This is a genomic window from Actinomycetes bacterium, from assembly GCA_036000965.1.
Taxonomy (GTDB): Bacteria; Actinomycetota; CALGFH01; order CALGFH01; family CALGFH01; genus DASYUT01.
The window spans coordinates 1-9319 of sequence record DASYUT010000232.1 but is presented as its reverse complement, the minus strand read 5'-3'; the positions used below and the strand labels follow the sequence as shown (position 1 = coordinate 9319).

The 9319-nt window shown below is 69.3% G+C and carries 10 protein-coding genes; 2 read left to right on the top strand and 8 right to left on the bottom strand.

Annotation, left to right across the window (positions count from 1 at the left end):
* Positions 1 to 55: 55 nt before the first annotated feature.
* The 3 genes from VG276_21035 to VG276_21025 all read right to left on the bottom strand — a co-directional run bounded on the left by VG276_21035 (position 56) and on the right by VG276_21025 (position 3266).
* Complete coding sequence (locus tag VG276_21035) at positions 56 to 964, bottom strand: hypothetical protein (protein ID HEV8651810.1); 909 nt, start codon at positions 962 to 964, stop codon at positions 56 to 58.
* A gap of 41 nt (positions 965 to 1005) precedes the next feature.
* Positions 1006 to 1794: a hypothetical protein gene (locus tag VG276_21030; protein HEV8651809.1), complete on the bottom strand. Its 789-nt coding sequence runs from the start codon at positions 1792 to 1794 to the stop codon at positions 1006 to 1008.
* A gap of 74 nt (positions 1795 to 1868) precedes the next feature.
* On the bottom strand, positions 1869 to 3266 hold the full coding sequence (locus VG276_21025) for a trypsin-like serine protease (GenBank protein ID HEV8651808.1): 1398 nt from the start codon (positions 3264 to 3266) through the stop codon (positions 1869 to 1871).
* Between the two features lie 223 nt (positions 3267 to 3489).
* On the opposite strand from VG276_21025, the gene VG276_21020 reads away from it, so the two are divergent.
* Both VG276_21020 and VG276_21015 read left to right on the top strand, forming a co-directional pair.
* A complete protein-coding gene (locus VG276_21020; protein HEV8651807.1) occupies positions 3490 to 3705 on the top strand; it encodes a hypothetical protein in 216 nt (71 codons plus the stop codon).
* Positions 3706 to 4157: 452 nt separating this feature from the next.
* Positions 4158 to 4871, top strand: a complete 714-nt coding sequence (locus VG276_21015) for an integrase core domain-containing protein (GenBank protein ID HEV8651806.1) — start codon at positions 4158 to 4160, stop codon at positions 4869 to 4871.
* Between the two features lie 17 nt (positions 4872 to 4888).
* Here VG276_21015 and VG276_21010 read toward each other — a convergent pair whose 3' ends face one another.
* The 5 genes from VG276_21010 to VG276_20990 form a co-directional block, all read right to left on the bottom strand.
* On the bottom strand, positions 4889 to 5200 hold the full coding sequence (locus VG276_21010) for a type II toxin-antitoxin system PemK/MazF family toxin (protein ID HEV8651805.1): 312 nt from the start codon (positions 5198 to 5200) through the stop codon (positions 4889 to 4891).
* A complete protein-coding gene (locus tag VG276_21005) occupies positions 5194 to 5490 on the bottom strand; it encodes a CopG family transcriptional regulator (GenBank protein HEV8651804.1) in 297 nt (98 codons plus the stop codon). The genes VG276_21010 and VG276_21005 overlap by 7 nt, the downstream gene beginning before the upstream one ends.
* A 482-nt stretch (positions 5491 to 5972) precedes the next feature.
* Positions 5973 to 7031 carry a hypothetical protein gene (locus tag VG276_21000; GenBank protein ID HEV8651803.1) on the bottom strand — a complete coding sequence of 353 codons (1059 nt, stop codon included), beginning with the start codon at positions 7029 to 7031 and terminating at the stop codon, positions 5973 to 5975.
* A gap of 603 nt (positions 7032 to 7634) precedes the next feature.
* Positions 7635 to 8318 (bottom strand): transposase, encoded by a 684-nt coding sequence (locus VG276_20995; protein HEV8651802.1) that lies wholly within the window; start codon positions 8316 to 8318, stop codon positions 7635 to 7637.
* A 237-nt stretch (positions 8319 to 8555) separates the two neighbouring features.
* The coding region (locus VG276_20990; protein ID HEV8651801.1) for a hypothetical protein at positions 8556 to 9319 on the bottom strand (764 nt) is incomplete at its 5' end.

Below are 9319 nucleotides of genomic sequence, written 5' to 3'. Positions count from 1 at the left end.
CCACCCGCCTGTGGACTCCGGTCAGTCCTCCATCCCGGGTCGGCTCGATGCGTGCTCAGCCGCCGAGCAGCCAGCGAGCAACCGCGTGAGCGATCGGCAGCCCTGTCTCGCTCTCGAACCAGGAGAATCCCGGAGACGGGTTGACCTCGAAGCACACCACGCGGCCGTCGAGCGCCAGCTTGAGATCGATCCCCGCAAACGGCAGATCCAGGTCCGACGCCAGGGCGAGACAGCGCCCCGCCAGCTCGTCGTCGAGCCGGTAGCCCTGAAGGCGGGCATCGGCACCTACTTGCGCCAGGGCGTACCGGTAGTCGATCGCGGTGGTGTGCACGATCGCCGCGTACACCTCGTCACCGACGACGTGGACCCGGACGTCCGGCCCCTGTACCCGTTCCTGGAACTGCACCGGGCACCACCGGAGCCGGTTCAGCCGCTCGGAGTCGGCGGCCGGATCGAACGCGGTGACCACCGAGCGGATCCCGCTGCAGGACTTGTAAACGACGTCGCGATGCCGGTCGACGAAGTCGAGAACCTCGTCAGGATCGTCGGACACCAGCGTCTCCGGAGTGGCGAACCCGTGGCGGACGACGGCCTGCGCCTGGAACGGCTTCGAGGTATTGGACGCCATCGCGGAGACCCGATTCGCCACCCGGCAGCCGGTGAGGCACGGGGCCACTTCGGTAAACCCGATGAGCGCGTCGTGCACCCTCCGGGCGTGCGTCAGCTCCGGGGCCGTCTCGGGCTGCCCCGCGAGTTCCGGCACCAGACCCGGCTCGACCGGGCGCAGGTACGCGCCGACGACGGCGGACAGGTCGACGCAGCGCCTGTCCGTGCGGAGGGTGCCGGAGAGGTCCGGACTGCCCGCTGCCTGCCCGATCACGACGTGGACCTGCTGAGCGGCCGCAGCCCGCGGATGGAGCACGACCACGTCCGCGTCCAGCTCGGCCAGCTCCCGGGTCACCATCGCGGTCGGCGGTTCGGTGGGCACCCCCCACACCAGGACCGTCATGGCACGGCCACCATCAGGCCGGGGACCAGCAGCTCGATGAGCCGGTCGAACAGCACCGCACCGCCGGCCCGCAGGTCCGCCAGGGGGGTCAGCCCGGCGAACCACCATCCCGACGGGCCGACGACGAAATCGACGCCGATCAGCGCCTCACCGGCACCGATCCTGGTGGTGAAGGCCGCCACCCCCCCGGCCACCGCCTCCGGCACCTCAGGAGCGAGCACCTCGCCGTCGAGGCAGACAACGTGAACCGCCCGCGCCGGCCGTCCGGCCGCCGCCGCCGCGGCGGCCAGCAGGGCGTCGGCCGGCCAGAGCGGTGCCGCGCTGTCGAACCGCACGGTCGGGCAGCTCAGCCCCACCGCGTGGGCCGCGGCGACCGCCACGAACGGGTGCCGGACCGGGCCGGCGAGGCAGTCGGGCTCGGGCCGGTTGCGCACCGGGCAGCGCAGCCCATGCAGCCAGCTCAGGACGACGGCGTGCAGCTCCATCGCGGCGTAGTCGCGTTCGGCCGGAGCAGCATACTGCCACGCCTGGGCCGGAGGCTCGAGCATCCGGTTGAGCACGCCGCTCACCCCGCCAGGGCCGGCCGCCAACTCGTCGACCAGCACCGTCCCGTCGATCAGCTCGACCGTGGTATGCACGCCATCACGGCCGAGCTGGTGCGAGATCCGGCGGACGTACGACAGCGCCTCGCTCGTCACGACCGAGCAATCGAGACCGCTCTCGACAGCCCGGCGCGCGAACCAGAGCGCGCCGGGATCGTCGAGTCCGCACAGCACCAGCAGCATCGCCGTCTCCGGTGTGGAAGGGCCCGATGGAAGGGTCGGTGCAGGCTTGCTCCGTGCGGGCTGGCGCGATCGGTCTACGGGTGCGGGGCGTCGAGCTCGGCCTTCGCCGCGACCGCGTCGGCCACCTGCTGCTCGAGCTCGGCACGCAGCTCGGTGACCTCGGCGTCGCTCAGCTGAGGTTCGCCCGAGAACGCCGAGCCGGACAGATCCGGTCGCAGCTCGGCACCGATGAAGCCGGTCAGCTGCCCAAGCTGGCTCTCCAGCGCAGCCAGTCGTTGCTCCAGGGCCGCCTGGCCACCCAGACCCGGTCCGCCGGGCTGCGACAGACCCTGCTCACCCGGGCCGCCAGGGATCGGAACCTCGACGATCTTCCTTGGGATCCGGTCGCGGACGTCCTTCAGCAGCTTGTTGTCGGGGACGAGGTCCTTGCGGAGCTCCTTCTCCTTGATGAGCTCCTTGCGGAACTCCTTGTCTTTGTCCTTGATGAAGTCCTTCCGGCCGTCCTTGATGTCCTTGATGATGGACTTGCCGACACACATCGAGATATGCAGCTCGAAGAGCACCGCCGCAATGGGGTTCGCGACCGTGCTCGTCCCGGCGCCCGCGAAGAGCAGCCCGACCACGAAGCCGGAATCGTCGACGATGACCGATCCCGAGTCGCCGTGGTCGGAGAAGACCGGGTTCTGGGTCGTGTCGGCCGCGATGCTGATCTGGTTGGTCAGCGTCTTCACCCCGATGCCGTCGCCGTAGTCGATCTTCACCGTCTGGGTGAGGCCGTCCACCATGCCGTGGGTGAACCCGGTAGTGCGGCCACGTTTGCGCACGGTCATCCCGAGGGTGGCCGCCTTGGTCCCCTTGACGTTGCCGATCTCGACGACCTGGCAGGTGCTCGTCTTGCTCGCGTCGATCGAGACCACTGCCCCGTCGACGGCGGCGGAGAGCGTAGCCCGCAGCAGCGAACCGAACTCGTCGGTCGGGACCACGCCGGTGTCGATCCGGCTCGGCTGCACCATCCGATCTCCGATGGAGAAGGTGTTGTCCACGCAGGCCACATGGAAGTTGGTCAGCGCCGCATGCTGGTTGGTGACGTTGTCGATCACGATGGCGCCCAGCGTGCCGGCGAAGACGAAGCCGTTGACCGCCCGGGTCGGGCCCATGCTGATGCCGCCCTGCAGGCTGGCGTAATGCGTGGTGTCGGCCTGCGCGGCGACGTCGAGCTCCTTGGCGAGCACCTGCAGCTCGTACTTGCGCTCCAGCACGTCCGTCACCGCGCCGTCGATCTGCGCGGGAACGCGCTGGTCGTCGGGGACGTCGTCGCGCTTGGCTTCGACATGCACCCGGATCGCGACCTCGTCGGTGAGCCGGCCACCTACCTCCTTGTAGCCGACGTCAACCGCCGTGACGCCAGGCTGGGCGAGGAACCGGGCCTCGACCTGCTGCTTGATGGCGATCAGTTCATCCAGCGATGGCATACCTGACATCCCCCTCCACAGCTGGGCCACCCCCCGGCGGCTCTGCTAACGCGGCTCTGCTAACGCGGCTCTGCTAACAAGGAGGCGCGACGGACCTCCGAGATACAGCGATGGACAGAAATTCCGCCGCCCGGTGCTCCCCGCGGCGTGCTCCGCTGCCGGCGTGCCGGGCCGAATAGGCGCCCTGCCAGCTCGGCGGTCATCCTATACTGTAGGCATGACGATGACGTACGACGACGCGGTGGCCGTTCAGCGGCGCCACGAGAGCCAGATCCTCGGGCTACCCGGAGTGACCGGCGTCGGCGTCAAGCTCCGGGACGGCCGGCCGGTGCTGGAAGTCACCGTCGACCCCGAGCGGGACGTCCCGGTCGAGCTTCAGCTCGACGAGCTCGACGGTCTGCCGGTGGTAGTCGAGAAACGCCGCTACGAGCTGCACTGAACACGCCGCATTGACCCCCGGGGCGCTGTTGCGTTCAGCGCGTGGGCAGCGCGTCCTGCTCACTGCGGCCCCCCTAGCCGCTTGAGGAATCCGGATCGACAAAGGTTGTCGATGCCGCTGCGGTGCCAGCCGCGATGCCGAGGTCGTGGAAGCGGGCCTGCATGCCGACGCGGAGGGTCTCGTCGTCGCGGTCGGACGCGGGTCCAGTGGGCGGGGTTGCGTCCCAGCCGCGGGCTGCGGACACCGGCCAGGATGGGGCCGATGACCTGGTCGCGCAGGGCGAGCAGGGCCGCGATCGTGCGGGCGGCGGTGGGCGGGACCAGGTACCGGCGGGACGTGCCCGGTTTGGCGATGCGATGGTGCCGCGGAGCTTGCGCAGGTCGTAGGCGTGTAGGGTACGCAAACTCGGACGTAGGCTTTGAGCTGGGGTTTCGCGGATCCCGTGGTTCGGTATGGTTGGCGCCCTGCCGCCCCGCCTGCGGAGGCCATCCCTGGTGCTATCGAAACTCGCCTACTCACGCTGTGCCGCTCCATCCGTCTGCTCGCGCTGCTCGCCCGCGGCGACGCCGCCAACGACCTGTACGTGCTGTTCCTGCATCGAACTGGACACCAGACGGGTCCATCTTGCCGGGGTGCCGCCAACCCCGACGGCGGCTGGGTCATCCAGCAGGCCCGCAACTTGCTGCTGGCGCTGGGCGAGCAGGGACGACAGCTGTGCTTCCCTTGTCCGCGACCATGACGCGAAGTTCCCCCGCAGCTTCGATGACGTAGTCCGCTCCGAGGGCGCCCAGGTGCTCCTCACGCCGGTGCGGGCGCCCAAGGCGAACGTTTACGCGGAGCGCTGGGTGCGGACGGTCCGTGCCGAGTGCCTGGACTGGCTGCTGCTCGTTGGGCGCGGCCACCTTGAGCGGGCCCTTCGGTTCTGCGTCCAGCATGACAACGGCCACCGCCCGCACCGGGCGCTCGGGCTGCAAGCGCCAGATCAGCCCGCCGGGCTGACCGTTGTCGGCGAGTTTCGGCGAGGCAGGGTGCATCGAAGGCGGTCTGCTGCACGAGTACCGGCGAGCTGCATGAACGCGTTTGCGCACCTTCAGGGTGCGACTCCCCCGGCCACCCGACCGCGTTTGACAACCCATACCCATAACAGTCTCAGCGCCCGCCTTTGATGGTGCTGTTGGGCTGCTCAGCAGCTGGTGGCGTGCCGGAGCGCTTCGCAGACGGCGTGCATCCGCTCCGGCGAGAGCCGGGTGATCCGCCCTGTGCACAGGGCGACGCGGATGACCGTGAGGTTGTCGAGGGTAAGAGCGCACCGCGTCGGCATGCCGTCTGAGCGGTCGAGCTCCACCTCGGTAGGGATACCTCGGATCGTGCGTGTGGCCGGCACCCCGAGCACCTGGTTCAAGACCTGGATGGCCTCGTTGCGGGCGAGGACGAGGAAGGGTCGGCGACCGGCTCGTGGATCCTCATACCACCACATCTCACCACGGGCTACCACGGTTGGAGTCCCTGGCGGCCCTCCTCGGCGTCGAGGCGACGCAGCAGGTCGACGCTCGCTTGGTCGGTCACGGCCGCCAGGTCACCCCACTCGTCCGGGGTCGCGGGTGGGATCCGCATGTAGCCGTCGACGATCTGCTGGCTGATCGCCATCTCCTGGTCGTTGCGGAGGAACTCCTCGAGCGCGCTGCGGATGAGCGCCGAGCGCGACACGCCACGCCGGGCGGCCTCGCGGTCGAGGAGGTCGACCAGCTCGTCGGTGAGCTGCACCATCGTCTGCACCCGGTTCATAGGCCCATCATAGCCCAATGATGTCTACTGCCGCTACGCGACTTGCTCCGCTCGACTGTTGGGCGCGGAACCCGGATTCGCGTCGTGAGCAGGTGACCTCGGCCCGAGGAGCAGCAGCCAGTCCAGGCCGTAGGGTACGGAAATGCGAACGGGTCCGGTGAGCTGCCGGTTCGCATCAGCGACACTGTTGCATCTGGTGATTACCGCCGTCGCCGTCCTCCACCAGAGCCCTGAACGCCGCCTTCGACACTCGGGATTGATCGCTTTGGGCACTTCTTGCAGCCCTCTGGGCAGGAAGCGCCTCCACGTTGCTACTCGCTGGCGACGCCCTTCGCCCAGATGCAACAGTGCCGTTCCCACCACCGCCGGTGGGGTTCGACTGGATCGTGGGCGTGCAGGAGCAGCACGCGATCGGCTGGGTCTAGGCGCGAGCCGGGCGGCGGCACGGTCGGCGAGCGGGGTGAGACGCTCGGCTATACACCTCACTGGGAGACAAGGCGAGACAGCTCGTCGGCGATGTCCTTCCAGGGGCTCGTAAGGCTGAGGGCCTTGCTGATGAGGGGCAGGAACAGGACGAGATTATTGACCGTGAACCGTCGGCGCGTTCGTCTATCGACAGGCCAGCTCGGCATCCGCTCGATCGCCGCGTACCTCTCGGTCATGAGCGACAGCCGTTCCTTAAGGGCCTCACGTTCCTTGTCCGTGCCCGCCTTCACCAGCTGAGACTGCAGCTGGCTCACCTCCCTGCTGAGCTCATCGGCTTCGGCGAGCTGTTCCACCTTCTGCTGCTTCATCGTCTGGTGGAACGAGTACATCGGCGCGATGAACGCCAGGATCTCCACTGTCAGGGCGACTGCGAGGAGGGCGAGGTAGGGTCGGCGCCAGTATTCGTATCGCCCCAGAAACGGGATGATCGCCCACCACGTGGCGAGGAAGAGGGCGGGGATGGCCAGCACCATCGCCTGGAAGAAGTAGAACTCCCCGACCGGCTTCAGGCCGCCCGCCCCATCGAGATGACCGGGCTGGACGATGGGTGCCAGGCCTCGTCGTTGGAGCAACGATCCGAGCGTCCCGTACGTGACGGCGCGCCCGACAGCCCGGCCAGCCAGGTAGCCGGCCGCCATGGACACTATCGTGAACCAGATCTCGGTTCGGATGCGAGGGCCAAAGGCCACGACGAAGGCCATGAGGATCAGGAGTGCGATCAGGAGACCAGCTCGCTCGGCCCAAGCCTGAGCGCGGGTCTCCAGATCCCTGGTGAACCCGGCGACCTCTTCCCTGGTGACGGAGAGAGCGCCTCTCCTCGAGAGCCGGACCAGTGTCAGACGTATCCGCGGCGCCAATTCCAGCGCCAGACGGATTCCAACAGTGAAGGCCAGGACGGACGTGATGTAGAGCGGATCCCATCGGGAGAGGTCAGTGCCGAAGAGCATCAGCTCGTTGGCCAGGGCAACGACGATCATCGTGGTCAGGGCAAGGAGAAAGTGCGTTTGAGTCCATCGCTCGACGTCGTCGGCGAGCTTGCGGAGGTGGAGCCACATCCGCAGGCGCCTAAAGCCTGGCGGGCTCGGGCGGCGGATTTCCATATACCAGTGCCTCCCCACAAACATCTACCCCATTTGACGCCTCGAGGGCTCTTCTGTTCTGGCAGCGCGGAGATGTTCCCGCAGCGTGGAGGCCTTGGGAGCCTGCCGTCAACCGGGCAACGTTGCCGGGTCAGCTCGGTCGCACTGGCTCGAGCAGCCCGCTGGGCTTCCCCAGCCTGGCCGACGGGGTGGCCGACCGAGCCTGGTCGCTGGCACAGGTCATCGCCGAGCTTGGCGTGCACGACCGGCTCAAACGGCTACGGGGTGCGGCGCAGGGACCCACATCACGGCAGAGGGTTAGGAACCAACGCGGCCCACGACCTGCGCGCTGACCGGGGCGACACCCCCAAGCGCGCGGGCCGCCTATCTGCTCGCCGGGCGGATGATCTGCGACCGCCGCGGCAAGCACTACCTGGGGGTCGCCCCGCACGGCCGGCGGCAGTGTTACCGCTCCTACACCTGCTACACCCGCCACCGCTACGGCCGCAGCACCTGCCCAGCCGACCGGCTACCCGCCGACCAGCTCGAACACGCGGTGATGCAGGCGCTACTGGCTACCTACGAGCAGACCGACCTGTTGGAGCATGCCATCACCACCGCCCGCAGCCAAGCTGCCCACCTGCGGGAACAGCACCAAGGCGAACTCGCCGCCATCCGAGGAGAAATCGGCAAGGCCGGTCGATGGGTGTGCCGGTCCACCAGGCGTCCAGGCGGATCAGGTTGAGGGCGGTGGCAGCGGCGAAGCAGTGTCCCAGGCGGGTCTTGGGCAGGCCGCGGTAGCGGGTGCGGCGGACCCCGGGTGGCGGCGACGGCCTGGTGGATCGTGCCTTCGACGCCGGCGCGGCTGGCGTAGCGGGCCTTCCACTCGTTGGTGCTCTGCTGGGCGCGGGCGTCTTGGAGGGCCTGGTGCACGTCGCGATGGTGCAGGGTGCGTTGACGGCCATAGCGCCCGGCGGCGCGGGTGCACTGGTCGCGGACCGGGCAGGCGCGGCAGGCATCGGCGGGGACCTTCACCACGATCGCGCCCTGGCCGCGTTGGCGGCATTGGGCCCACGAGGCGCTGGTCACACCCTGCGGGCAGGTGACCTGGCGGGTGTCGAAGTCGATGTGGAACGCGGCACGGTCGAACCCGGTGTTGGCCCGGGCCTGCGGCGAGGTGTCCAACAGGACCGGGCCGAGCAGCGTCAGGTCCGCCTGGGCGCAGGTGAGCACCAGCTCGGCGGAGGTGTAGCCGGCGTCCACCAGATGCTCGCCCGGCAGCAGCTGCCTGCCGGCCAGCTCGGCGTGGATGGGGCTGGGTCATCGCCACGTCCGGCACGGTCGCATCCGTGGTGGCTCCGTTCGTGACCAGGTTCGGCAGAGGCTGTCGGTCCACGTGTGGGTCGGGCTGTTCGCACGTCTTGGTGCGGTGCACCTTGTCGCCGACCCAGGCGTGATCACGCTTGACGCCGCAGCGGGCATCGGGGTCGTCGGGCGAGATCAAGCGCAACCTGCCCGGCCAGAGACCGCCTGTGTCCGCCTCCCGCCGCCGTACCTCCTCCGGTCGCCGTCGACCGACCGGTAGTCCTGCTGCACCCACACCCGGCGGAGCACCCCCACCGCGGGAACTTCCCGTGGCCACCCCGGCGCGGTCGGCGCGTGGACCGCCTCCAGCAGCCGGTAGCCGTCCCACCCGATCTGCACGGCCAGCTCGCGCCGCTTGTCCTCGCTGCCCGGCAGCCGGTAGGAGTCCACCCGTGCCCCGTAGCGGCCGACCCAGGCGTCGTCGATCACGCTCGCCAGCCACCCCGGCGCGGCGGCGGCGAGGGCCTCCAGCGCGGCCCGCGCCGTCCCCGACGAACTCCAGCCGGTGCAGGTTCCGCACCGCAGCCAGCACGTGGGTGGAATCGGTCCGCTGCCGGCCCCCGGCCCCCACCAGCCCCAGTGCCGCCAGGCGCCCCAGCAGCAGATCCAGCGCCCCGCCCCGCAGCCGATGGCCACCAGCCGCGCGCGAAACTCCGACAGCACCCTGAAGTCGAACCCCGGATCGCCCAACTCCAACCCAGCGCGTACTTCCAGTCGATGCACCGGCGCACCGCATCCACGGCCTGCCGATCCCTCGATCCGCCCCGCGACGAGCGCGGCGTAGGTGCTGCCCCAGCCGCGCTGGTGGGCCGGGTCCAGGCTCAGGTGCGGCAGGGACGCAAACGGTGCTGGGGCGCACAGCAGCGCGTCGCCAAGGTCGAACAGGGCGTCGGCGCGGC